General features: G+C 73.4%; 27 protein-coding genes. 17 read left to right on the forward strand and 10 right to left on the reverse strand.

What is annotated here, in order from left to right; genetic code table 11:
* Nucleotides 1–98: 98 nt before the first annotated feature.
* Nucleotides 99–872 (forward strand): FadR/GntR family transcriptional regulator, encoded by a 774-nt coding sequence (locus ELQ39_RS31030; RefSeq protein WP_242595230.1) that lies wholly within the window; start codon nucleotides 99–101, stop codon nucleotides 870–872.
* A gap of 202 nt (nucleotides 873–1,074) precedes the next feature.
* Entirely contained in the window at nucleotides 1,075–1,611 is a 537-nt protein-coding gene (locus tag ELQ39_RS31035; protein ID WP_242595693.1) for a hypothetical protein, read from the forward strand.
* 21 nt (nucleotides 1,612–1,632) lie between these two features.
* Here ELQ39_RS31035 and ELQ39_RS31040 read toward each other — a convergent pair whose 3' ends face one another.
* From ELQ39_RS31040 to ELQ39_RS31050, 3 genes are all read right to left on the reverse strand, one after another.
* Nucleotides 1,633–2,271: an HD domain-containing protein gene (locus tag ELQ39_RS31040; RefSeq protein WP_242595232.1), complete on the reverse strand. Its 639-nt coding sequence runs from the start codon at nucleotides 2,269–2,271 to the stop codon at nucleotides 1,633–1,635.
* A 170-nt stretch (nucleotides 2,272–2,441) separates the two neighbouring features.
* On the reverse strand, nucleotides 2,442–3,413 hold the full coding sequence (locus ELQ39_RS31045; protein ID WP_242595234.1) for a GlxA family transcriptional regulator: 972 nt from the start codon (nucleotides 3,411–3,413) through the stop codon (nucleotides 2,442–2,444).
* Between the two features lie 451 nt (nucleotides 3,414–3,864).
* The gene (locus ELQ39_RS31050) at nucleotides 3,865–4,695 is read right to left on the reverse strand and encodes an alpha/beta fold hydrolase (protein WP_242595236.1); all 831 of its coding nucleotides are present in this window, start codon (nucleotides 4,693–4,695) and stop codon (nucleotides 3,865–3,867) included.
* A 236-nt stretch (nucleotides 4,696–4,931) separates the two neighbouring features.
* On the opposite strand from ELQ39_RS31050, the gene ELQ39_RS31055 reads away from it, so the two are divergent.
* Nucleotides 4,932–5,570, forward strand: a complete 639-nt coding sequence (locus ELQ39_RS31055; RefSeq protein ID WP_225640420.1) for a DUF998 domain-containing protein — start codon at nucleotides 4,932–4,934, stop codon at nucleotides 5,568–5,570.
* An 87-nt stretch (nucleotides 5,571–5,657) separates the two neighbouring features.
* On the opposite strand, the gene ELQ39_RS31060 is transcribed toward ELQ39_RS31055, so the two are convergent.
* Nucleotides 5,658–6,518 carry a helix-turn-helix domain-containing protein gene (locus tag ELQ39_RS31060; protein ID WP_242595238.1) on the reverse strand — a complete coding sequence of 287 codons (861 nt, stop codon included), beginning with the start codon at nucleotides 6,516–6,518 and terminating at the stop codon, nucleotides 5,658–5,660.
* Between the two features lie 150 nt (nucleotides 6,519–6,668).
* On the opposite strand from ELQ39_RS31060, the gene ELQ39_RS31065 reads away from it, so the two are divergent.
* Nucleotides 6,669–7,664: an aldo/keto reductase gene (locus ELQ39_RS31065; protein ID WP_242595240.1), complete on the forward strand. Its 996-nt coding sequence runs from the start codon at nucleotides 6,669–6,671 to the stop codon at nucleotides 7,662–7,664.
* A gap of 56 nt (nucleotides 7,665–7,720) precedes the next feature.
* Here the strand turns inward: ELQ39_RS31065 and ELQ39_RS31070 are convergent, their stop codons facing one another.
* Nucleotides 7,721–7,936: a hypothetical protein gene (locus tag ELQ39_RS31070; RefSeq protein ID WP_190003299.1), complete on the reverse strand. Its 216-nt coding sequence runs from the start codon at nucleotides 7,934–7,936 to the stop codon at nucleotides 7,721–7,723.
* Nucleotides 7,937–8,172: 236 nt separating this feature from the next.
* On the opposite strand from ELQ39_RS31070, the gene ELQ39_RS31075 reads away from it, so the two are divergent.
* The 6 genes from ELQ39_RS31075 (at nucleotide 8,173) to ELQ39_RS31100 (ending at nucleotide 13,181) form a co-directional block, all read left to right on the forward strand.
* Entirely contained in the window at nucleotides 8,173–9,369 is a 1,197-nt protein-coding gene (locus ELQ39_RS31075) for an FAD-dependent oxidoreductase (RefSeq protein WP_242595243.1), read from the forward strand.
* Between the two features lie 63 nt (nucleotides 9,370–9,432).
* The gene (locus tag ELQ39_RS31080; protein ID WP_242595244.1) at nucleotides 9,433–9,669 is read left to right on the forward strand and encodes a hypothetical protein; all 237 of its coding nucleotides are present in this window, start codon (nucleotides 9,433–9,435) and stop codon (nucleotides 9,667–9,669) included.
* A gap of 32 nt (nucleotides 9,670–9,701) precedes the next feature.
* Nucleotides 9,702–10,223 (forward strand): NUDIX hydrolase, encoded by a 522-nt coding sequence (locus ELQ39_RS31085; protein WP_242595246.1) that lies wholly within the window; start codon nucleotides 9,702–9,704, stop codon nucleotides 10,221–10,223.
* Between the two features lie 99 nt (nucleotides 10,224–10,322).
* Nucleotides 10,323–11,237 carry a DMT family transporter gene (locus tag ELQ39_RS31090; RefSeq protein WP_242595248.1) on the forward strand — a complete coding sequence of 305 codons (915 nt, stop codon included), beginning with the start codon at nucleotides 10,323–10,325 and terminating at the stop codon, nucleotides 11,235–11,237.
* 192 nt (nucleotides 11,238–11,429) lie between these two features.
* Nucleotides 11,430–12,101, forward strand: a complete 672-nt coding sequence (locus ELQ39_RS31095) for a hypothetical protein (protein ID WP_242595250.1) — start codon at nucleotides 11,430–11,432, stop codon at nucleotides 12,099–12,101.
* 60 nt (nucleotides 12,102–12,161) lie between these two features.
* Nucleotides 12,162–13,181, forward strand: coding sequence for a P1 family peptidase (locus ELQ39_RS31100; RefSeq protein WP_242595252.1), 1,020 nt, complete (start codon nucleotides 12,162–12,164; stop codon nucleotides 13,179–13,181).
* Here the strand turns inward: ELQ39_RS31100 and ELQ39_RS31105 are convergent.
* The gene (locus tag ELQ39_RS31105) at nucleotides 13,178–14,068 is read right to left on the reverse strand and encodes a class I SAM-dependent methyltransferase (protein ID WP_242595254.1); all 891 of its coding nucleotides are present in this window, start codon (nucleotides 14,066–14,068) and stop codon (nucleotides 13,178–13,180) included. The two genes, ELQ39_RS31100 and ELQ39_RS31105, sit on opposite strands and share 4 nt — an antisense overlap.
* A gap of 13 nt (nucleotides 14,069–14,081) precedes the next feature.
* Nucleotides 14,082–14,942 carry a hypothetical protein gene (locus ELQ39_RS31110; protein WP_242595256.1) on the reverse strand — a complete coding sequence of 287 codons (861 nt, stop codon included), beginning with the start codon at nucleotides 14,940–14,942 and terminating at the stop codon, nucleotides 14,082–14,084.
* Between the two features lie 273 nt (nucleotides 14,943–15,215).
* Between ELQ39_RS31110 and proP the strand changes: the two genes are divergently transcribed.
* The gene (proP, locus tag ELQ39_RS31115; protein ID WP_242595694.1) at nucleotides 15,216–16,715 is read left to right on the forward strand and encodes a glycine betaine/L-proline transporter ProP; all 1,500 of its coding nucleotides are present in this window, start codon (nucleotides 15,216–15,218) and stop codon (nucleotides 16,713–16,715) included.
* Between the two features lie 233 nt (nucleotides 16,716–16,948).
* On the opposite strand, the gene ELQ39_RS31120 is transcribed toward proP, so the two are convergent.
* A complete protein-coding gene (locus tag ELQ39_RS31120; RefSeq protein ID WP_242595258.1) occupies nucleotides 16,949–17,566 on the reverse strand; it encodes a TOPRIM nucleotidyl transferase/hydrolase domain-containing protein in 618 nt (205 codons plus the stop codon).
* Nucleotides 17,567–17,888: 322 nt separating this feature from the next.
* On the opposite strand from ELQ39_RS31120, the gene ELQ39_RS31125 reads away from it, so the two are divergent.
* From ELQ39_RS31125 to ELQ39_RS31150, 6 genes are all read left to right on the forward strand, one after another.
* Nucleotides 17,889–18,578: a DJ-1/PfpI family protein gene (locus ELQ39_RS31125; RefSeq protein ID WP_242595259.1), complete on the forward strand. Its 690-nt coding sequence runs from the start codon at nucleotides 17,889–17,891 to the stop codon at nucleotides 18,576–18,578.
* Nucleotides 18,579–18,626: 48 nt separating this feature from the next.
* Nucleotides 18,627–18,971 (forward strand): hypothetical protein, encoded by a 345-nt coding sequence (locus ELQ39_RS31130; RefSeq protein ID WP_242595260.1) that lies wholly within the window; start codon nucleotides 18,627–18,629, stop codon nucleotides 18,969–18,971.
* Between the two features lie 82 nt (nucleotides 18,972–19,053).
* Nucleotides 19,054–19,218, forward strand: coding sequence for a 50S ribosomal protein L33 (rpmG, locus tag ELQ39_RS31135; protein ID WP_006130960.1), 165 nt, complete (start codon nucleotides 19,054–19,056; stop codon nucleotides 19,216–19,218).
* Nucleotides 19,219–19,344: 126 nt separating this feature from the next.
* Nucleotides 19,345–19,602: a type B 50S ribosomal protein L31 gene (locus ELQ39_RS31140; RefSeq protein ID WP_225625381.1), complete on the forward strand. Its 258-nt coding sequence runs from the start codon at nucleotides 19,345–19,347 to the stop codon at nucleotides 19,600–19,602.
* A gap of 44 nt (nucleotides 19,603–19,646) precedes the next feature.
* Entirely contained in the window at nucleotides 19,647–19,769 is a 123-nt protein-coding gene (ykgO, locus tag ELQ39_RS31145) for a type B 50S ribosomal protein L36 (RefSeq protein WP_006130958.1), read from the forward strand.
* Nucleotides 19,770–19,956: 187 nt separating this feature from the next.
* On the forward strand, nucleotides 19,957–21,021 hold the full coding sequence (locus tag ELQ39_RS31150; protein ID WP_190003310.1) for an NAD(+)/NADH kinase: 1,065 nt from the start codon (nucleotides 19,957–19,959) through the stop codon (nucleotides 21,019–21,021).
* A gap of 12 nt (nucleotides 21,022–21,033) precedes the next feature.
* On the opposite strand, the gene ELQ39_RS31155 is transcribed toward ELQ39_RS31150, so the two are convergent.
* Together ELQ39_RS31155 and ELQ39_RS31160 are read right to left on the reverse strand one after the other, a co-directional pair.
* The gene (locus ELQ39_RS31155) at nucleotides 21,034–21,456 is read right to left on the reverse strand and encodes a DUF6003 family protein (RefSeq protein WP_114872729.1); all 423 of its coding nucleotides are present in this window, start codon (nucleotides 21,454–21,456) and stop codon (nucleotides 21,034–21,036) included.
* 397 nt (nucleotides 21,457–21,853) lie between these two features.
* Nucleotides 21,854–22,282, reverse strand: coding sequence for a DUF4190 domain-containing protein (locus tag ELQ39_RS31160; protein WP_190003316.1), 429 nt, complete (start codon nucleotides 22,280–22,282; stop codon nucleotides 21,854–21,856).
* Nucleotides 22,283–22,356: the final 74 nt, after the last annotated feature.

The raw sequence follows: 22,356 nt of genomic DNA on the forward strand, positions 1-22,356 counted from the left end.
ACACTCCCGTGGCTCCGGCGTCGTCCGCTGTGCGGATGGGGCGTGGCCGAGGCGCGGGCCCCGCTACCCTGGACCTCAATCATTAAATGATTCGATGAATGGCGTCCAGGGGGTGGGCGGAGATCGACACGAACTTCCCGACCATGCAACAGCGCGTGGCCGACGAACTCGGACGGCGCATCGTGGCCGGCGTGTGGCAGCCGGGCGATCCGCTGCCGGTCGAGGACGCCCTCGCGTCGGAGATCGGCGTGAGCCGCGGGGTGCTGCGGGAGGCGGTCAAGTCGCTGGTGGCCAAGGGCGTGCTGCGCGTGCGGCCACGCACCGGCACGCGTGTGCTGCCCCCGGACCACTGGAACCACCTGGATCCGGACGTCCTGCGCTGGAAGCAGGCCGGTGACGCGGCGGCCCTGCTGCGCGACACGGGCGAACTGCGCCGCATCGTCGAACCCGAGGCGGCCCGCCTGGCCGCCGAACGGGCCGGCCCCGACGACGTACGTGCCCTCAACGACGCCCTGGCCGCGATGGAGGCCGCGGCGGCGTCACCCGAGCGCGGCGGCTACGTCGAGGCCGACATCGCCTTCCACCGGGCCCTGCTGGACGCCGGCGGCAACCGGCTGCTCGGCTCCCTGGGCCGCGCCGTGGAGATCGCGTTGCAGCACAGCTTCGACATCAGCACACAGACCCCTGGCGCGGCGGAGGCCTCGCTGCCTGGCCACCGCGCCGTCGTCCGGGCCGTCGAGGCCCGTGACCCGGACGCCGCAGCGGCGGCCGTGCTGCGGATCATCGAGGCGGCCCAGCAGGAGATCGCCCGGTCGCCGGGAAGGCCGGACGGGCCGGACGGGACGGACGGGACGGACGGGCACACCCCGTGACGCGCGGGGAAGGGAAGCGGCACCGTGGGGGATCGGTGTCGCTCCACCCCGAGCATGCCCCGCGCACCCGTCGGCCTCCGCCTCGGACCCGCTCACCTCGGCGTACGGCACGTACGGGGACCTGTCGGCCACCCGGACCGCAGCCCGGGGGAATCGCCGTGCGGGCCGCGTCGAGGGGCGTCCGGTGGGTACCCGCACCGGCATGTTCAAGCGCGCGCTGTGGCAGGGACTGATCGCCGGCACCGCCGGAGGCGTCGTGATGACCCTCGGCGAGAAACTCGAGCAGGCCGTCACCGGACGACCCGACTCGCACGTGCCCGCCCGGGTCCTGCAACGCCTGTCCGGTCTGCCGGAGCACCCCGGCAAGCAGCCGCTGCCCGTCAACTGGGCCATGCACTTCGGCCAGGCCGCCGCTCTCGGCGTGCTGCGCTCGGTCATGGCCCACGCGGGACTGCGCGGACCGCTCGCCTCGGCGAAGTTCACCGTCGTACGTCTCACCAACGACCAGATTCTCGAGAACGCCACCGGGGTCGGCGCGCCGCCGCCCACCTGGCCGCGGAGGGAACTGGCCGTCGACGTCCTGCACAAGACCGTCTACGCCTTCGTCACCGGCGTGGTCGCCGACGCCCTGGCCCGCCGGAGCAGCGGCCTCGGACCCGGGCAGCGCCACGCCGCTCTGCGCCCCGGCCGCCGTCCCGGTGTCGGACCGCTGCCCCGCGGCGAGGCGTACGGCAGGTGACCTCAGGGGCCCGTGCCCCGGCTACTCGGGCCACGCCGAGTTCTGGATGACGTCGACGAAGTCGATACGGCGGAAACCGGGGACGAAGTGCTCCAGGACGTCGGCGTTGACCGTGCCGAAGGTGGTGCCGGGGCGGTGCCTGAAGCCGTCGGTGAACGCCTGGAGGATCTGGCGCTTGAAGTCCGGCCGGGGGTGTGCGGCGGTGACCTCGTCGATCTGTGCGCGGGTGATGTTGTCCAGGTTCAGGCCCAGGACGTCCGTCTCCACGCCCGCGGTCGTGGCCGCGACCTCGGGGGCCATCTTGTACGGCACCTCCGGGGTGGTGTGCAGGGCGACGGCCGTCCACACCGTGTTCGCGTCGGCCTCGGACAGTCCGTGGCTCAGCAGGAAGGCACCGGCCTGGTCGGCGCCGTCCATCTCGAACCGCTGGTCGTCGGAGCGGTACGGCTCCACCAGGCCGGTGTCGTGGAACAGGGCGGCCACGTAGAGCAGTTCGGGGTCGGGGGTGAGCCCGCGCGCGGCGGCCTGGAGGCTGCCGAACAGGAACACCCGACGGGAGTGGTGGTAGATCAGCGGCGGGGTGGTGTCGCGGATCAGCTCGGTCGCCTCCCGCGTCAGGGTGCTGTCCGGGATCGCGACACCGGCGATCTTCTCGCTCATGACTGCCTCCAAGGTGTTGTGGGTGACCGGAACACCTCCAGCCTGCGACGACGGGCCCGCCCGCTGCCGCTCACGGACGGCCGACAACCCCTCGGAAACGGACACCGGGCCCCGCGGCCGCACGGGACACCGAAGCCCGGCGCCCGTACCGGACACCGAGGCCCGAGCGGTCAGGACGCGTCCGCCCTCGTCGAGGCGAACCGCTGCCGGTACCGCGTAGGAGACACCCCCAGATGGCGTGCGAAGGCCCGCCGCAGACTCTCGTAGCTGGGGAAACCGGAACGGGCCGCCGCCTCCGTCGCGTTGTGCCCCGCGTCCAGCAGGGCCTTCGCCATGTCGAAGCGGATCAGCTCCACGTACCTCATCGGCGTGGTGTCCAGCTCCGCGCGGAACAGCCGGGTCAGATGGCGCGGGCTCACCCCGACGCGCGCCGCGAGGGAATCCACCGTGTGGTCGCCCGTCGGATCCGCCTGCACCGCGTCCTGCACGAGCCGCAGCACGGGTGTCTGCGGGGCGGGTCCCTGGAGCGACGCGGAGAACTGCGACTGACCGCCCGCGCGCTGCATGTACACCACCAGCGAGCGGGCGACACCGCGCGTCAGATCGGGCCCGTGGTCGTCCTCCACCAGGGCCAGTGCCAGGTCGATGCCCGCGGTGACTCCGGCCGAGGTGTACGTGTCGCCGTCCCTGACGAAGATCGCGTCGGGTTCCACGCGGGCGGCCGGGTGGCGGCGGGCCAGCAGCGCGGTGTGCTGCCAGTGCGTCGTGGCCCGCCTGCCGTCGAGCAAACCGGCCGCGCCGAGCACGAAGGCTCCCGTGCAGATCGACGCGACCCTGCCCGCCCGTGCGGCCAGCCCCGCCGCCGCGGAGCTGAGCTGGGTGCCGACGGGGGAGGTGGGCAGCGCGTCGCCGCCGACCACCAGGAAGGTGTCGAAGGCGGGGGCGTCCAGCGCGTCCGCGTCGGCCGGCACCGGCACGCCGATCGACGACCGCGCCGGCTTCCCGCCGACCGAGACGATGCTCAGCCGGTAGGCGGCGCCGAACCGGTTCGCCTCGCTGAACACCTCGGCGGGGCCGGAGAGGTCCAGCATCTTCATCCCGTCGAAGACCAGCACCCCGACGTGGTGCTCCCGCCGCTCCATCCGCCCTCACCTCGCACACCCGCTCACGGCTGCCCGCACCCGGGAAACCTGGTCACCGGCATTCTCCTCCGTCCGCGGGCTGCGCCCGTTCACACCGAGGAGGCCGCCTGGGCGGCGCGCCGCGTGACCTGTTGAGCCTCCCGCGCGGTCCGTCCGCCCACTGCGGGAAGGCCGGGCGTCACGGGGGCAAGGGCGGTGCGGGACGACATGACGATGACGACATGACGATGCTGCAGCAATTCGGTGTGTTCCCGCCCTCCCCGGTTCCGCCGTCCCTAGGCACGCTCACGGCGCGTCCGGCGGCGTACGGAACAGTCCCTTCCCCGCACGGCGATCTTCCACGCTCCGCTGACGGCCGGGGCGCCTCCGCGGCCCGGGCGCCCGGCCGTGAGCAGCGGCCCCGCCCCGGCGCCCGTGAGGGGCCGGAGCGGGGCCGACCGGTCACCGCCCGCTACGACTTGAGCCACTCCAGGATGTCGTTGTTCAGCTCGTCGGGATAGACCGACAACATGCCGTGCGGATAGTCCTCGTAGCTCTTCAGCGTGCCGTTCTTCAGGAGCTTCACCGTCAGCGGCGCCGCGTCGTCGTACGGCACGATCTGGTCGTCCGTGCCGTGCATGACCAGCACCGGAACCTCGATCTTCTTCAGGTCCTCGGTGAAGTCGGTCTCCGAGAAGGCCTTGATGCACTCGTAGTGGGCGTTCGCCGCGCCCGTCATCCCCTGCCGCCACCAGTTGTCGATCAGCCCCTGGGAGACCTCCGCGCCCGGCCGGTTGAAGCCGTAGAACGGGCCGGAGGCGATCTCGATGTAGAGCTGGGCGCGGTTGGCGGCGAGTTGGCTGCGGAACCCGTCGAAGACCTCGATCGGCGTGCCGCCCGGGTTGCTCTCGGACTTGACCATGACGGGCGGCACCGCGCCCGCGAGCACCGCCTTCGCGACACGGCCCGGCTTGGCGCGCGCCACGTACCGCGCCACCTCGCCGCCGCCGGTGGAGTGCCCGATGTGCACGGCGTCGCGCAGGTCGAGCGCGTCGGTCAGCGCCGCGACGTCGGCCGCGTACGTGTCCATCTCGTGCCCGTCGGCCGTCTGGTCGGAGCGTCCGTGGCCACGCCGGTCGTGGGCGATCACCCGGTAGCCGTGCTGCAGGAAGAACAGCATCTGGGCGTCCCAGTCGTCGGAGCTGAGCGGCCAGCCGTGGTGGAAGACGAGGGGCTGTCCGTCGCGCGGACCCCAGTCCTTGTAGAAGATGACCGTCCCGTCAGAAGTCGTCACCGTGCCCATGGTTGGTCCTCCGCATGATGGGGCTGAGGCGGCCGGGCCGGTACGCGACCGCCGGCGCGCGGCAGGGCGCGCGGGCGGATTCCGGCCGGCCGGAGGGACTGCGGCCGCAGCTCGGACCCACGGCCGGATGCACGGCAATCACCTTACGCCGATGAGACGAACCGCTCATCTCGGGATGAGTCGGATGATGTCGAATTGGGACGGTGCGGGTGGATTGATCCGCATAAGGTGGTCCGATGCTGCTTGTTCCCAGGTGGGTCCTGTTCTCGTCGGGGTGCGCGCCGGTGCTGTTGATCGCGGGCTGGGTGATCTCGGCGGCACTGGAGGGGTCGGGCTACGACCCGGTGACCCAGACGATCAGCGTCCTCGCGGCGTACGGCGCCTCGGGCTCCTGGGTGATGACCGGGGCGTTCCTCGCCGTGGGCGTCTGTCATCTGCTCACCGCGTGGGGACTGCGGGCGGCCGCGGCGGCGGGCCGGGTGGCGCTGGCCGGCGGGGGAGTGGCCGCACTGGTCGTGGCGATGGTCCCCGCCCCGAGCAGTGGAGGCTCACTGAGGCATGGATCGGTGGCCGCCGTCGGCTTCACGCTGCTCGCCCTGTGGCCCGTCCTCGCCGCGACCGCGGGCAGCGCCACGCCATGGGCCCTGCGGCCGCTGCCGTCCTTCGCGGCGACCACCGTGATGGTCGCGGGAGCGGTGTGGTTCCTCGTCGAGATGCACCGCCACGGCATGGCGGGCGTCGCCGAACGCGTGGTGACGGCCGTGCAGTCGCTGTGGCCGTTCGTCGTGGTCCTGTCGTGCCTGCGGCACCGCGCGGGGCGACGCGCGGAACCGTCCGTCGGACCGGATCACACGCGGAACCGCGCACGTGACTGACCGGACCGGAGGAACAGCGAGCTGCCCACGGGCCCGGACGACCGCCTCCTCGGCGCTCGCATCGCGCCGCACCTCCGCGTGCGCACGTCACCGGCCGTCGCGGTCCGCCGTCCCCGCCGGGAACTCCTCGCTGCCGAGCACCCTCAGCAGCTCCATGCGCTCGCGGGTCTCGTCGTCCGCCGGGGTGAGCACCAGCAGTTCCTGCCCCTGGTCGGGGGTGACCAGCGTTTCGCAGTCCAGCAGCAGCCGGCCGACCCGGGGATGCAGCAGTGTCTTGCGGTCCGCGCGCCGGACCGCGACCTCGTGCTCGGCCCACAGCGCGCGGAATTCGGGGCTGGCGGCCTCCAGCCGCTCGACCAGCCCGGCCACCACCGGGTCACCCGCCCGGCGTCCGGCGGCCGCCCGCAGGTCGGCGACCAGCCCGCGGCCACTGAGCTCCCGGTCCTCCGGCGGGCAGACGGCGCGGGCCTCCGCCTCGGTGAACCAGCGGTAGATCATGTAGCGGCGGTCGCCGCGGAAGCGGGTGAGGTCCGACGCCAGCAACAGGGACGCGCGGTTCTGCGCCAGCATCTCCCCGAGGTCGGACAGCACCGCGGCCGGGGTGTCGCCGAGCAGGTCGAGCATCCGCACCAGCCCCGCGCGGGCCAGCCGGGCCGTGCCGTCCGCGGGCGGGGGCCGGTGACCCGCCAGATGGAACAGGTGGTCGCGCTCGTCGTCGGACAGCCGGAGCGCGCGGGCCAGCGCGACCAGCAGCTGCGCCGAGGGCTGACTGCTGCGGCCCTGCTCCAGACGGACCACGTAGTCCACCGACATCCCGGCGAGCATCGCCACCTCCTCGCGGCGCAGTCCGCTCGTGCGGCGCCGGGGTCCGTCGGCGATGCCCACCTCGGCCGGGCGGATCGCCTGACGGCGGCGGCGCAGGAAGTCGGCGAGCTGTTCTCGTTCCACGCCCTCATGGTCCCGCGCGGCCGGACTCCCATCCAGGGAGCGGCGCTCCCATGATGAACGCTCCGCTCCCGCCCGCCTCGCCGCCGGAACACAGTGGAGGCAGTCCTTGCAGACCTACGGCAAGGCGACAGGACGACTAGGGAGCACATGATGCGCACACGCACACTGGGCAGCGCCGGACCGCGGGTCTCCGCGCTCGGCCTGGGCGCGATGAGCATGTCGGGGTCGTACGGCGAGGCCGACCGCGCCGAGAGCATCGCGACCGTGCACGCCGCTCTGGACGCCGGAGTCACCCTGATCGACACGGGCGACTTCTACGGCATGGGCCACAACGAACTGCTGCTCGCGGAGGCGCTGCGCGGCAGGGACCGGGACAGCTACGTGCTGAGCGTGAAGTTCGGGATGCTGAGCGGTCCCAGCCCGACGTTCGGCGGGGTCGACGGCCGCCCGGCCGCGGTGAAGAACTTCCTCGCCCACTCGCTGACCCGCCTCGGCACCGACCACATCGACATCTACCGGCCCGCCCGGCGCGACCCCGACGTGCCGATCGAGGAGACCGTCGGCGCGGTCAAGGAACTGATCGAGGCCGGCTACGTACGGCACCTCGGCCTCTCCGAGGTCGACGCGGAGACCGTACGGCGGGCGCACGAGGTGCATCCCGTCGCCGACCTGCAGATCGAGTACTCGCTGATCTCCCGCGCCGTCGAGGCGGAGGTCCTGCCCACCCTGCGCGAGCTGGGCATCGGCCTGACCGCGTACGGCGTCCTCGCCCGCGGGCTGATCTCAGGGCACTGGTCGCCGGACCGCGCCGGCCGGCCGGGCGACCACCGCGCGGCCGGTCCCCGGTTCACCGCGGGGAACGTGGAGCACAACCTCGCCCTCGTCGAGGCGCTGCGCGGGGTGGCCGAGGCGAAGGGCTGCACCGTCGCCCAGCTGGTCATCGCGTGGGTGGCGGCGCAGGGCGAGGACATCGTGCCGCTCGTCGGCGCCCGTACGCGGGAGCGGCTGGCGGAGGCGCTGCCGGCGCTCGACGTGGAGCTCACCGCGGACGACCTGGCGGAGATCGAGAAGGCGGTGCCGCCGGGGTCGGCACGCGGGGACCGCTACCCGGCCGCCTTCATGTCCACGCTGGGCGTGGGGAACTGACCGGGACCCACCGGGGCGTCGGCGACCGAAGGGGGCGCCGGTACCGGGGGTGACCCTCACCCGGTCTCCAGGCCGAGGACGCGGCGGGCCGCCTCGGCCTCCGCGGCCGGCGGGGAGAGCTCGTCCAGGGTGTCCAGTTCCGTGTCGTCCGCCAGCTCCCGCTCCCAGGCGTCGGCGAGTCGCTGCTGCTCCTCGTGGGGTTTCGCGCTGACGGCCTCCCGGTGCTCCGGGTCCAGGGCCGTGAGGAAACGCTCGACCGAGTCCATGGACATGCCGTACTCCTTGTTCGCTCCGGAAGGCGCCGCACGGCCCAGGATGGCCAGCGCCCTCGGGGGACGGGTGCCCGACACGGCCCGCGGCCACCCTGATGGCCCCGCACGAAGGGGACCCGCACTTGCCGCACATATCGAATTTCGATAGCTTCCCATCGTCATTCGATCGGTGCGAAGGTGTGCGCGCTGTCCTCGGCGTCGCACCCCTGTCCACGCCTCGAGCCCTGGAGTGCCCCATGTCCTCAGTCACCCCTGCCCCCGCACCCGCCGCCCGTCCGCACCCCGGGGGCGCGACCCGTACCGACGTGCTGGTCGTCGGCGCCGGACTGGCCGGGCTGCACGTCGCCACGCGGCTCGCCCGGCAGGGTCACGACGTCCTCCTCGTGGACCGGCGCACCACCCTGGCCGGTGCGATCCGGACCACCGGGATCTTCGTGCGCAAGACGCTCGACGACTTCCCGCTGCCCGAACGCCATCTCGGCCCGCCGATCCGGCGCATGCTGCTCTATCCGCCCGGTCTGAGCCGCCCCGTCGCCCTGGTCAGCGACCGGGACGAGTTCCGCGTCGGAGACATGGCCGGGCTGTACGAGACGTCGGCCGCGGTCGCCGTCGAGGCGGGCGTACGGCTCGCGCTGGGCACCCGCTACGCCGGCCGTCACGAAGGGACGTACCACCTGATCGGCCGTGAGGGGCCGTTCCGCGTCCGCGCCCGGTACGTCGTCGGCGCCGACGGCGCCAGGTCGAGCGTCGCCCGCGACCTCGGCCTGGACCGCAACCGGCATCTGCTCGTCGGGGCCGAAGAGGTCTTCCCGGTCGCCCCCAACGGCGAGCCGCCCACCTTCCACTGCGTCCTCGACCCCCGGGTCGCACCGGGATACCTGGCGTGGGCGGTCAACGACGGGGAGCACGCCCATGTCGGCGTCGCCGGGTACGCCGACCGCTTCCCCGACGGCCTGCGCCGCGCCATGGAACGCTTCAGCGCCCACGCACCCGGCCTGGAGGGCACGCGCCGCCCCGACACGGTGGAGCGGCGCGGCGGGCCGATACCCGTCGGCGGTGTGCTGCGCCGCATCGGCTGCGCGGACGGCCTGCTCGTCGGGGACGCGGCCGGCGCGGTGTCCCCGCTCACCGCCGGCGGCCTCGACCCGTGCCTGCGCCTGTCCGACCTGGCCGCCCAAGTCCTCGACGACGCCCTGCGCACCGGCACCCGGCACGCCCTGACCCACTACAGCGGCGCCTCCCTGCGCTCCCGCTTCCGCGGCCGGCTGGCGCTGCGGACCGGCCTCGCGCACCTCCGTACCCCCGCCGCCACCACCGCGGCGTTCACTCTCCTGCGCACCCCGCCCGGCCGCGCCGCGGCGGCGCGCATCCTCTTCGGCGACCGTTCCTTCCCAGGCCGGCCCGCTGCCGAGCCGGGCCTGGTGATCGGCTGACCCCGCTCTCACGGGGGCCCGCGCCACCATGCGCGCCCCTGCCGCCCCGTGCACGCTGGACCCATGGCGAGCGACCAGCAGACCGTGGTGATCTACCCGCCCGCCGGTGACGGCGGCCGCCGGGTCCGCGCCGGGCCGCATTTCGTGGGCATGGCCTACACCCTCCTGGACGTCGTGGAGTTCCTCCGGCTCGCCGGGATGGAGGACACCGACGACGACTGGCTGCGGCACTCCCCGCTCGTCGAGTGGCGCGGCGGCGGTCCGGACACCTGGACAGCGGCCCGCGGCCTGCACGACTGACAGGAAAGGGTCCCTCGGGCCACCATGTGATCATGACGGAGCTGGTCGAACGGGTGGACGACGACGATCGGGTGATCGGCGTCGTCGGCAGAGGCGAGGCGATCCGCAGGCGGTGGCTGCACCGCGTCGCGACGGTCGTCTGCCGGGACACGCGGGGGAGGATCCTCGTGCACCGCCGGCCGCGTGACGCCGTCCGCTTCCCGCACGGCGTCAACTTCATGCTCGGGGGAGCGGCCGAGCCCGGCGAGACCTACGAGGAGGCCGCCGCGCGGGAGCTGACGGAGGAGCTGGGCGTACGGGCCCGGCCTCGCTTCGTCCTCAAGTTCCGGTGCGCGGGGGTGATCGGCCCGTACTGGCTCGGGCTGCACGAGGCCGTGGTGACCGGGCCGTTCGCCCCCGACCCGGACGAGATCGCCTGGCACGACTGGCTGACGGAGCCCCAGCTCGCGGAACTGGTGCGGGACGAGGCGTTCGTCCCCGACGCCCGGGAGGCGTACCACCGCTGGGCCGCCCGGCGCCGCGACGGGCCGACTCCGGCGGGCTCCGCCGGATGACACCGGGCGGACCGCCCCGCGCCCGCGTTCGCGCGCCGTCCGCGGGGCGGTCACCATGGCAGGGACCGGGGGCGGACCGACTCGTCGTGGAGGGTGGACATGTTGCTGCCGGTCCTGTTCGCGCTGGGCGCCGCGCTCAGCAACGCGCTCGCGACCGTGCTCCAGCGCAAGGCCGCCCTGACGGTGCCCAAGTCCGAGGGTTTGCGCGTCGGGCTGATCCTCGACCTGCTGCGCCGGCCCGTCTGGCTGGCCGGCATCGTGGCCGTGATCACCGCCGGTGTCTGCCAGGCCGTGGCGCTCGCGACCGGCCCGATCACCGTCGTCCAGCCCCTGTTCGTCCTTGAACTGCCCCTCGCCCTCGTCATCGCCGCCGCCCTGCTCCAAGGACGGCTGTCCCGCGCCGGCTGGCTGGCCGTCGGCACCGTGGTGGCGGGCCTCGGTGTCGTCCTGTTCGCGGCCTCGCCCGAGGGAAACCGCACGCAGGTGCCGATGACCCACTGGATCCCGGCCGTCGCCGTGTGCGTCGCCGCCGTCGCCGCGCTCGTCGTCGCCGCACTCCGCCGCCCCGAGGGCCGCGGCCGGGCCGCCTGCTTCGGACTCGCCACGGCGATCTCGTACGCCATGACGGCCGCGCTGATGAAGACGTCGATGCACACCCTCGACGACGGGGGCGTCACCGCCTTCTTCACCACCTGGCAGACCTACGGCTTCGCCCTGTTCGGGGTGTGCGCGCTGTTCTTCCTCGAGAACGCGATGCAGTCGGGCCCGCTGGTCGCCTCCCAGCCGGCCCTGACACTGGGGGACGCGTGCGTGAGCCTGGCGCTGGGGATCACGGTCTACGCGGAGTACGTCCGCACCGGCTGGTGGCTGATCCCGCAGATCCTGGGCGCCGCGCTGATCGCGGCGGGCGTGCTGGCGCTGTCGCGCCTGCCCCTGGCCCGCCGGCTGGCCAGTGAGGAGAAGGAACAGCCGGGGCGGGGGACGGCGGCGGACGCGGGGACGCCCGCGCCCTGAGACCGGCCGCGTGACCGCCGTTCGTTATCATCACCGGCGACGCCGAGGCCGATGAGCGGTGCCGCCGTCCCGACCCGGACGGCGGGACGCGAAACTGCCGCCGGCCGTGGTGAAGGCGCAGTCGGCGAAGCTGGGTTGAGCGCGCGATGTCCGAATGCACACCCGCGCTCGGCACACCCAGGGAGCCCTGACATGACGCGCAGATCGAAGCAGAGCGAGACCGCGAACCGGCTCGGCGTCCGAGCCGAGGCGGGTGAATGGTGCTGGATCGGGGAGATCCCGCAGCCCCCGGCGAACATCCTGCAAGCCGCGGGCAATCCGCGGACACGCCCGGCCAGGCGACCCCCGCTGGCCCTGGCGGGAACCGTTCTGGGCGCGCCGTTCCTCCCGCTCCTGGGGCTGCTGATGCTTCTGGCCCGGGCGGTGGAGGCGGTGGAGCGTTTCCTCGACACCAAGGAGGAGAAGGAGCGGCACCGGGCCAGGAAGGAAGACGAGAAGCGCAGGGACGCGGCTGTGGAGCGGGGCGGCCTGGACAACGTCTTCGACGGTGACTGGAACGGCGCCGCCGGCCAGTTCCTCCTGCGCTGGTACGGGCACTCCACCCACCATGAGCGGCTGCTGTTCGCCGGCCCGGACGGGATCGCGTTCGCGGCCCCGCCCCAGCGGGTCGGCCTGGGACGCGACAAGCGCGCCCAGGTCGTCTCGCGGCTCTCCCCGGAGGAGGCCGCGCTGGAAGACCCCTTCGGCGGCGAGTTCGAGACCCGGATCATGCTGATCCGTTTCCGCGACGGCTCCTGGCTGCGGGTGGACACGGAGGAAGCCCGCAGCGAACTCCACATGTACGCCCTGCGCAACACGTCGTGAGCCCTCGCCCGGCAGCCAGGCGTACCACACGTGGGTGAACCCTGTGTACGGTCTCGCCCTGTGAACCCGGATGCGTCCCGCCGCCCCCGCGCCCGTGACCTCGGCATCGTCATCGGCCCCACCCCCACCGGCCCTCTCAACGCCCTCACCGACGTGCCGGGAGTCCGTGTCGGGCACACCACCGTTCGGTCCCGGCCCGATGTGCACAGCGGGGTGACCGCCGTCGTGCCCGACGGCGTGCGGCCCGGAGCGGCGGTTCCCGCGGGCGCGTCCGTCGGGAACGGGTACGGGAAGCTCGTCGGCTTCACCCAGCTCGCCGAACTCGGCGAGCTGGAGACCCCCGTGCTGCTCACGTCCACCCTGTCCGCGTTCCGGGCCGCCGATGCGCTCGTCGGGTGGGTGCTCGAACAGCCCGGGTGCGAGGGCGTGCTGAGTCTCAATCCCGTCGTCGGGGAGTGCAACGACGGTTACCTGTCCGACATTCGCAGTCGGCCCGTGCGTGAGGAGCATGTGCGGGCCGCGCTGGACCGGGCGTCGGACGGGCCCGTGGCCGAGGGGTGTGTCGGTGCCGGAACCGGTACCGTCGCCCTCGGGTTCAAGGCCGGCATCGGGACGTCCTCCCGCACACCGGAAGTGGCGGACCGCCGGTTCACCGTCGGCGCCCTCGTGCAGGCCAACTTCGGTGGCACCCTGCGCGTCCTCGGACGCACCCTCGACGGCCCCGGACCGGCCTCCGGGACCGGGTCCTGCATGATCGTCGTCGCGACGGACGCCCCGCTCGACGCCCGGCAGCTCACCCGCGTCGCCCGCCGGGCCGTGTTCGCCCTCGCCCGGACGGGCGCGGCCTACAGCCACGGCAGCGGTGACTACGCCGTGGCTTTCACCACCGCCCGGCCCGGCACCGCGTCCCCGCCCGCCGACGCCGGCCTGAGCCCGCTCTTCGAGGCGGTCCTCGACGCCGTGGAGGAGGCCGTCCTGAACTCCCTCCTCGCCGCCACCACGACCACCGGGTACGCCGGACGCACCGTCCCCGCCCTCGCCGTGGACCGGCTCCTCGCAGACGGGTCCCCGGACCTCTAATACGCGCGGCGCCCCCACACCATCGCCATCCCCGGACCCACCTCCGCCAGCACCGGCGACTCCAGGTACGCCAGTGCCTCGTCCACCACGCGCGCGTCCACCAGCCCCGTCGCCTCCAGTTCCGGACGCATGCGCCGCCACGTGTCCGACCAGAAGTGGGCCGCCGGGCCGCCCGGGACCAGGGGCGGGCAGACCACCTCCGCGCCGATGTCGCGCAGGCCCTCCTCACGGAGGTAACGCGGGTACGCCGGCACCTCCGTGATGTCGGTGCCGATCGTCGCCCACAGCGCCGCCCACATGGCGTCCATGGTGCGCCGGTAGGCGGAGGAGCGGTCGAGGGTGTCGGGCAGGTCCACCGCGTCGCCGAGCACCAGCACGCCGCCCGGACGGAGCAGGCCTGCCAGACGGTGGACGAGCCTTCGGCGCGCCGGCAGGTGCATCAGCACGAACCGGGCGTGCACCAGGTCGAACCGGCCCGGGTCCAGGTCCTCGTCGGTGACGTCCGCGGTGAGCACCCGCAGTCCCGGAAGCTCCCAGGCGGTCAGGGCGTGGGTGTCCCGGTCGAGTGCGACGACCTCCGCCACCCCGGCCTCCTCCAGGAGCCACCGCGCGACGGTTCCCGTGCCCGCCCCGACCTCCAGGCACCGCATGCCCGGACCCGCTCCCAGCTCGCTCAGCCGCCGGGTGGTGACCGGGTCGTAGACCAGGGCGGCGGCGTCGATGCGCTCCGACTCGTGCGGGTCCCCGGGCGGGAAGAGCTCCCGCCCGTACCGCCCGCCGCCCGCGCCGGGCGCGTCGTCACCCGGGCCCGAGGACGGCGCGCCGTCCTCCCCCGGCCCGCCGCCGGTACCCGCCCCGCCGTCCGGGAGACCCGCCGGATCCGTCACCCGCCCGCCCCGGTCAGTTGATCCCGCTCGGCGTCGGCGACGGCGTGCGCCCCGCGAGCACTTCCTGCAGCCGCTGGGTGCCCTGCTCCACCGCGGCCGACGTGGTGTCGTGGTCGGCGCCGTCGAGCCCGCCGTTGGTGACGGTGATCGCGTCCGCGCCGATCTGCACGGCCGCGACGTCCAGGCTCAGGGTGACGGGGTCGCCGCCGCTCTCGCCCTTCACCGTCACGGTCAGGCCCTGCCGGTTGTCGCCGACCTGCGGCAGCGACGTCTCGATGACCTGCACCGTGCGTTCCCCGGCGTCACCGCCGGTCAGCGTGAACTGGTCACAGGTGTCGGGCAGCTCGCTCAGCCACTGCATGGAGTCGTCGAGCTCCGTCCTGTCGTACGCGGCGACCTGGTACAGCAGCCGGGAGTCGCCCTGCTGGAAGCCGGTGACGGCGGACGCCCCCGTGGGCTTGCCCAGCAGCGTTTCGTCGAACAGCGCGTCGACCAGGCGCTGGCAGTCCTGCGCGTCGCTCTGGCCGTCGACGAACGCGGCCACGTCGACGCTGCCCACCAGCAGCGTGTCCCGCCACTCGCGCGGGTCCCGCACCTGCGTCCAGTCGTCCTCGATGTCCGCCGGGGTGATCAGCGCGTTCCGGGCGCCCTCCTCGCTCAGGTCCGAGGGTGACGCCGACGTGGCCGGCGACGACGCGGCGGGCGAGGTGGTCTGCGCGGCGAGGCCCCGCTCGGCGACCGTGGACGAGGCGTCCGACTCGGGCGGGGCGCTGCCGTCCGAGCCGGAACAGGCCGCCGTGGCGAACAGCGTGCCGGCGGCCAGGGCGGCGGCCAGGACGCGGGCCGGCCGGACGAGCGGGCGAGGGGTGGTCACGTGTGCCTCCTGTGGGACGGACGGTCCGCCCGGTGCCGACCTGCACCGGGCACGCTTGCTCCCCCGGCCTCCCACCGCACCATCGCTCGGCCCGGGCGACCAGCGCAGCGGAGGCATACAGGTGAGGGCCCCGGGAACACGGGCCCGTGGCTCCGGCCGGACACACACCGGAACCGGCGGCCGTGACGACCCCAACGGGCGCCCCCGCCACGGCGCCCGCACGGGAGCACTGTTAGGTTCCCGTTGCACCGTTCTGTCCCGGAAAGGAACGACATCACGTCCCCCACCGGCAACGGCCCGACTCCGCCTCCCGAGGCGGCCAGGCGCCACCCGACCCTGTTCCGTGCCATCCACCGCCGGCGGAACCCGCCGCTGCGGCGTTCGGACATCACGGTGACGGACGAGCGGGCGGTGAAGCGCGCGGTGAAGGCCGCCTCGCTCGGCAACGCCATGGAATGGTTCGACTTCGGGATCTACGCGTACCTGGCCGGCACCATCGGCAGGGTCTTCTTCCCCTCGGGGAACGAGACGGTGCAGCTGCTGTCGTCCTTCGCCACATTCGCCGTGGCGTTCCTGGTGCGTCCGCTGGGCGGTATGGTCTTCGGACCGATGGGCGACAAGATCGGCCGTAAGAAGGTCCTCGCCCTGACGATGATCCTCATGGCGATCGGCACGGCCGCGATCGGCATGCTGCCGTCGTACGCGGCGGTCGGCTTCTGGGCGCCGCTGCTGCTGATCCTCTTCCGGCTGCTCCAGGGCTTCTCCACCGGCGGCGAGTACGGCGGCGCCTCCACCTTCATCGCCGAGTACGCTCCCGACCGGCGGCGCGGCTACTTCGGCAGCTTCCTGGAGCTGGGCACGCTCGCCGGCTACACCGGCGCGGCCACCCTGGTCGTGGCGCTCACCGCCTGGCTGGGCTCCGACACCATGGACGCCTGGGGCTGGCGCATCCCCTTCCTGATCGCAGCACCGCTGGGCATCGTCGGCATCTACCTGCGGCTGAAGCTGGACGACACCCCCGCCTACCTCAAGCTGGGGGAGGGCAACCTCCGCGCCTCCGAGGCGGCGAACCAGGTCGAGACCACGGCCCGCGGCGACCTCGCCAAGATCTTCCGGCAGCACTGGCGGCCCCTGGTGCTGTGCATCGCCCTGGTCGGCGCCTACAACATCACCGACTACATGCTGCTGTCGTACATGCCGACGTACCTGTCCGACGAACTGCACTACAAGGAGTCGCACGGGCTGCTGATCCTGGTCGCCACCATGGTGGTGCTGATGCTGATCATCAACCAGGTCGGCAAGCTCAACGATCGCTACGGACGCAAGCCGCTGCTGATGGCCGGCATGCTGGGCTTCCTCGTCCTGTCCGCGCCGGCGTTCGTGCTGGTGCGGCAGGGCAGCCTGCTCGCGGTGTCGGCGGGCATGCTGATGCTCGGCCTGTCCCTGGTCTGCCTGCTCGGCACCATGTCGGCCGCGCTGCCAGCCATGTTCCCGACGTCCGTGCGCTACGGCTCCCTGTCGGTCGGCTACAACCTGTCGGCCTCGCTGTTCGGCGGCACCACGCCGCTGGTGATCACCGCGCTGATCGGCGCGACCGGCTCGGACATGATGCCCGCGTACTACGCGATGGCGGCCGCCCTGGTCGGTGTGATCGCCGTGGCCTTCATGAAGGAGACGGCGCAGCAGCCGCTGGAGGGGTCCCCGCCCTCGGTGCAGACCGAGGAGGAGGCCGCGGAGATGGTGCACGCGCAGGCGCCGGTCCCGAAGTTCTGACGCGGGCGGGCCGGCGACGGCGGTGAGGGGCGGGTGCGCGGCACCCGTCCAGTTGCCCAACGCTCTGGCCGGCGCGGACCCCGTGGACGCGGCCGCACCACCGTCGGTAGGACTGCACCAGCCTGAACGGCCGACAGCACCCCCAGGGCCCTTCCCGCCCAGGGGCGCATGTCCCCGGTGACGCGGCGGGCCCGGGTCCCGTGGCACCACAGCCGTTCCGCCCGCGCCGACGGTCAGAGAGCGGAGAGCAGACCGTCCAGGGGCGCGGGCGTCCGCTCCTGGCCCAGCGCCTCGACCAGCACCCGGCCGTAGTGGATCTTGCGGCCCTTCTTGGTGCCGAGGAAGCGGCGGAGCTGCTGCTCAGGGGCCCGGCTCCGCTGCGCGGGCTGCCGGAGGAAGGTGCTCAGGGCACGGAAGTCCCCCTGCTCCCGCACCAGTTCGGTCACCCGGTCCACGCCCAGGGCGCGGATCAGCTCGTCCTCCAGATCCGCCGCGCAGACGAAGACGCCGTCACTTCCGGCACCCGCCCGCTCCCAGCCCCGCGCGTAATAGCCGCGTTCCCTCTCGTCGCACAGCCCTGTCAGACGCAGGCCCAGTCCACGGGGGCCGAGGACGGCGGAGAAGCGGCCGACGTTCATCGCGCCCCCCATCGGCAGCACGCAGACGCCCTCCGTCGCCATGTCCCGGCCGTGGCGTGCGGCGAGCGCACCGACCGCGGCGGCGTCACTGAGCCCCTCCAGCAGGACGACCGTACGGACGGACAACCGCCCGGCCAGTTCCCGCGCCGGATCACCGGGCCCGCCGGCCGCCCAGGCGGTCACCGCGTCCCGGAACGCGTTCATGTCGCTCATGTGCCGAGTCTTCGCCGGAAGAAGCGAATGCGGTACTCGTTTTCGCCCCGCGGCCCGCCGGCACGAGGTCCGGCACACCCCTCACGGGGCGGGCGTGCCCGAACCCTGAGCGGCGGCCGGAGCACGCCGCGAGAACCCTGACGCCCCACACGTACACGGGGTGCAGCGCCTGGCGCCGACGGCGGGTGAGGGGAGCTCCTGAGGGTGGCGGGAACCCGTCGGGACCTGGCCCTCGCGCCCATGGGAACCCGTGCCGCGGCTCGTTAGCTTCGGTGGCGTCCGCGTCCGAGGGGACCGGAGGACCACCGGAGGAAGACCGCGTATGCATGCCCAGATCGTCCTGTTCGACGGCTTCGACCCGCTCGACGTCGTCGCGCCCTACGAGGTCCTGTACGCGGGAGGCACCGCGTCCGGAGGGGCGCTCACCGTCGAGCTGGTCACCGCAGAGGGCCCGCGCGAGGTGGTGAGCGGCACCGGCGCGCTCACCCTGCGCGCCACCGGCACCCTCGACCCCCGGGCGGCCGACCTGATCGTGGTCCCGGGCGCCTCGGGCCGGGTCGGCGAACCCGGCGAGGTGCCCGACGTCGACGCGGGGGAGGCGGAGTGGCGGCAGGACGAGTTCGTCCCCGTCCTGCTGGGCCGCGCCCTGACCACCCGGTTGCCCACGCTGCTCAAGGAGGCGCTGGACGACCCGGCGGTGACCGTGGCCACGGTGTGCGGAGGTTCGCTGGTGCCCGCCATGGCCGGTCTGCTGGAGGGCCGCCACGCCACGACCCACCATCTGGGCCTCGACATGCTCGACGCGACAGGCGTCCACGCGGTGCGCGCCCGAGTCGTCGACGACGGCGACCTGGTCAGCGGCGCCGGTGTCACGTCCGGCCTCGACCTGGGCCTCTATCTGCTGGAACGGGAACTGGGCCCGCGCATCGCGCACGCCGTCGAGACCCTCTTCGCCCACGAGCGCCGCGGCACGGTCTGGCGCGCCGCGGGCCCGGCCCCGGCGACGCTGTGACACACGCCCTCCGCCTCTTCTCGTCCTCACCACAGGAGACGTTCGCTCATGACCGCCGACACCGACCGGACCGCCTCCCCCGAAGGCGTCTGGGACCTGACCGTCGCCACCCCCGTGGGCCGTATCAAGGCCGTCGTCGAGTTCCGCCTGCGGGACGGCTCCCTCACCGGCGTCGCGTCCGGCGCGGGCGAGGACGTACCGCTGCGGGACATCGCCGTGGACGGCTCCCGCGTCACCTGGAAGCAGTCGGTCACCAAGCCCCTCCGGCTGAACCTCGCCTTCGCCGTGGACGTCCGCGACGACACCCTGGAGGGCACCTCGCGGGCCGGCCGTCTGCCCGCCTCGAAGGTCTGGGGAACACGCCGAACGACACCGGCGCGAACGGCGGAATAGGGGACCGGGGGTCGCTGTTACACCTGCTGCCTGACATGCGCGAGTCACTCGACTCGGGCGGTGACGGCGGAAGGAGCACCTCATGGCACGCAGCACGGCACGCCCGGTCGTCAAGCTGAAGTCCACGGCCGGCACCGGCGTCACCTACGTGACGCGGAAGAACCGTCTGAACGACCCCGACCGGCTGGTCCTGCGCAAGTACGACGCGGTCGCCGGACAGCACGTCCTCTTCCGCGAGGAGCGCTGACGCGGGAGCGCTGACGCGAGGAACGCGCGCGCGAGCCCGCGTCCGAGCCAGGCACGTCCACGCGAGGTCGTCGACACACCCCGTCTCCGCCGCTCCCTGCGGCGGAGGCCGCCAGAAAGGACATCCATGAGGCACGGCATCCACCCCGTCTCCCGTCCGGTCGTCTTCCGTGACCGTGCGGCAGGGTTCCAGTTCCTGACCCGCTCCACCCTCGACTCCGACAGGACGGTCGAGTGGGAGGACGGCACGACGTATCCGGTCGTCGACGTGGAGATCTCGTCGGCGAGCCACCCGTTCTACACCGGCACCGCACGCGTCCTCGACACCGCCGGACGCGTGGAGCGCTTCGAGCGGCGCTACGGCGCCGCCCCGGCCGGCCGCTGACGCGCCCCCGGCCCTCACCAGGTCTTTCCCACCAGGAGTACGCGATGAAGGTACGCAAGTCCCTGCGCTCGCTGAAGGCCAAGCCCGGCGCCCAGGTGGTGCGCCGCCGGGGCGTGACCTTCGTGATCAACAAGAAGGACCCGCGTTTCAAGGCCCGCCAGGGCTGACGAGCCGCAGGCACCACGACGTCCGGACGGCCCGGCACCGCACAGCGCGGTGCCGGGCCGTCGGCGTGTCCCCGCACGACCGCCCGGCCGTGCGGGGTCCCCGCCGCGCGGCCAGGATGGGAGGGACGTCGCGGGACCGGGCGGGTGATGCCGCCCCGGCGGGGCGCACGGCAGCCGGGAGGCGGAGATGACGGTGAAGCGGGTCGGCATGGTGGTGCACGGCGGACGCCCCGAGGCGGTGGCGGCCGCCGGAACCGTCCGTGAGTGGTGCGCGAAGCACGGCATCGCCTGCAAGGACGTCGACGTGTGGGACGACGGCGGCCGGCACAGCGCCCGCCAGGAGGTGGCCGCCGCGGGCGACCCCGACCTGGTCGTCACCCTCGGCGGCGATGGCACGTTTCTGCGCGGCGCCCGGCTGGCCGCCGCCGCGGACGCCCTCGTCCTGGGCGTCGACCTCGGCCGGGTGGGCTTCTTGACCGAGGTGCCCATGACCGAGGTGCGCTCCGCGCTGGACGCGGTGTACGAGGGCCGCCTCGACGTCGAGAAGCGGATGCTGCTGACCATGCGGGCCTCCCGCCGCCTGGAGGTCCCCGCCGACATCGAGGCGCTCATGCGGTACGGACGCGGCCCGCTGCTGCCGCCGACCAGCGTGCGCCCCGACTGCGAGACGGGCGGCGAGTGGGGCGTTCCGCTGGACGTGGCCGCCCTCAACGACGTGGTCCTGGAGAAGCTCGCCCGGGACCGGCAGATCTCCGTCGGCATCTACATCTCCGGCCGGCTGCTCGCCTCGTACTCCGCCGACGCGCTGCTGGTGGCGACCCCGACCGGCTCGACGGCGTACAGCTTCGCCGCCGGCGGGCCGGTCGTGTCACCACGCGCGGAGGTGCTGGTGTTCACGCCGGTCGCGCCGCACATGACGTTCAACCGCTCGGTCGTGGCGGCGCCCGACGAACCTGTCGGACTGCGCGTACTGGAGCGGTCCGGGCGGGCGGCCGTCAGCGTCGACGGCCAGGTCCGCGGCGTCATCGGACCGGGCGACTGGATCGGCGTGTACGCGTCCCCCCGCAGGCTGCGCGCCGTACGCCTCGGCCCGATGGACTTCTACGGCCGGCTCCGCGAGCGCATGAACCTGACCGACGCGCCCGCGGCGGTCGCCGACGGCACGCCCGCCCCCCTGTGGCCGGTGAGCAGCCCTCCGCCGGGCGACCTGGCCCACCTCGCCATGCCGGAGAGCCCGGTGGCGCAGCCCTGATCCGGTGATGCCTCAGTGGACGAGGGCCTTGACGGCCGTGAGGTCCTCGCCGGTCAGCTCCGCGATCCGGTGAGCCGGCACCCCGGCCGCCACGGCACGGGCGAGCAGCGCCTCGCGGCCCTCGGCGCAGGAGCGGTAGGCGAGCAGTTCCTCCTCCATCCGTGCGACGTCGTAGGGGGCGTTGAGCTGCCGCACACGGCTCAGCTCCTCGTCGCCCAGCGGGACGGGCAGCCGCTCGGCGCCCTCCGGAATGGCCGAGGTCTCCTCCGGCGGCAGCAGCCGCAGCCCCGGCGACGTCACGGTGACGCCCTGCGCCTCCAGCCACGCCCGCACGGCAGGCGTGTCCAGGAAGGCCGCGTCCTCCACGGCGGCGAGCGGCACCCCCAGCGACACGGCGGGGTCGTCGAACAGCACCAGGTAGGCGTCGTCGGTCATGGTCGGTACCTCCTGCAAGGGCGTGTGGTCCCACTTCGGTGGACACCCCTCTACCCCTGATCGAGCGGTCCACGACAAGGTGTCGCCGCGGGCGGTGCCGCGCACAGAGGGCCGACGCACCGTCAACACCATGAATGTGCCGGAAGGTAGCAGCCGATCCGGCATCGGGCGCTCAGCTCCGTCTTCTAGTCCGATCGTGTGATCGACCATGACGAGTCCGGCGCCCTCGTGGTCCAGGTGGGCGAGGGCTTCCTGCTGTCGGAACCGGTCCGACCGTACGAAGGCGGCTACGCCGTGACCCTCTCGGCGGAGCACCGCTCCGGTGGCTGCGTCCAGCTGTCCGAAAACGGGTGGGGCGCGGCACCTCCGCCGCGCCCCACCTCGCCCGTACCGACCCCTATCGCTCGTCGACCTCCCGGTCGAAGTCCCGCGCGCAGTCCTGCCGGTCGCTCTGGCTGTTCGCCTGTTCGATGCAGTCCTGGTAGCTCTTGAACTCGTCGCTGTTGATCACGGCCACGCCCATCGCCAGCAGCACCGACGACACCACGAGCGCAAGCGCCCCCAGCACCGCGCCGATGATCGCCATCGTCCCGTTCGTCGCCACGCCTCGTCTGCCGCGCCGGAAGCCGAGCACGCCGAAGATCACGGCCAGCAGGCCCAGCACGATGCCGCCGAACGCGGTCCAGAACAGCAGGACGGCCGCGATGCCCAGGACCAGTGCCGCGATGCCGAAGCCGTTGCGCCGTTCACCCGTGCCCGCCGGCTGTCCGTGGGCCATCGGCTGTCCGTGGCCCGTCGTCCCGTGGTGTCCGTGCGTCGAAGTCATCCGCGCTCCCATCAGTGTGAGGGGTTGTCAGGTGCACTCGCCCCGTCCGTGTGCCCGGCCCCGCTCTCCCCATG

It is taken from the genome of Streptomyces sp. GB4-14 (genome assembly GCF_022696125.1).
GTDB classification, from domain to species: Bacteria; Actinomycetota; Actinomycetes; order Streptomycetales; family Streptomycetaceae; genus Streptomyces; species Streptomyces werraensis.